A 690-nucleotide genomic window follows, 5' to 3' on the forward strand; every position below is an offset into this window, starting at 1 on the left:
TCGGGATGCCCGCGCGTCACCAACCAGCTCTCCGGATACCCGGGCGGGTGGTCGGCGGCGGGTTCTTGGGGTGGAGAGATGATCAAGGCGCTGCCGTCGGGGAGTTCGGCGTGGACGATGTAGTCACTGAGGCCGTACTCGACGGTGCAGGCCACGCCGCGCTGCCGAAGTGGCGTGGTCAAGTAGCTGTACTCGTGCTCACGCTCCGACGTGCCGACGACGGTTTCCCGGATGACGGGTTCGCTGGTACGCGCCGTGATGCGTGTTCCCTCGCGTTGGAAGGTGACCAGGGTCTGATCGGGGCGCATGTGGGCTTCTCCGTGGCCGGTCGCCCCCGGTAAGCGGCGGCGGGAAGTCGCAGCTGAGCGGGGACTTGTAGGGGTAGTGGCGTTCGTCGAGGATGCGGCGATATGGCGGTTTGGCCTCGCCGGAAGTCGGTGCTAGAGGCGCGAGCGGCGCGCGGCAGGGGGGTCCGACGCCGCCGAGGTGGGAGGCGAAGTGGGAGAGGCACCAGGTTGGCCGGAGGCGGATCGGGCCAGGGCTGCCTGGACTCGCCCGGTGTGCGCAGACTGGTCGACGTCGATCCGGTCGGTCAGGTGATCGGCAGCCCTGGCCAACGCCGCTCCGCTGTAGCTGAGTTCGTCGGCGTAGTGCCAGCCTTCGGAGTTGCGGATCTCGCGGGCTCGTTCC

Annotated in this window: 2 pseudogenes; both read right to left on the reverse strand. The window is 68.8% G+C overall.

Going from position 1 to position 690, the window contains the following annotated elements:
• Positions 1-308: pseudogene (locus tag RB628_RS41085) on the reverse strand (hypothetical protein); the annotation flags it as partial.
• Positions 309-440: 132 nt separating this feature from the next.
• Positions 441-690 (reverse strand): annotated as a pseudogene (locus RB628_RS41090) (hypothetical protein); the annotation flags it as partial.

The organism is Streptomyces sp. ADMS (genome assembly GCF_033441795.1).
GTDB lineage: Bacteria > Actinomycetota > Actinomycetes > Streptomycetales > Streptomycetaceae > Streptomyces.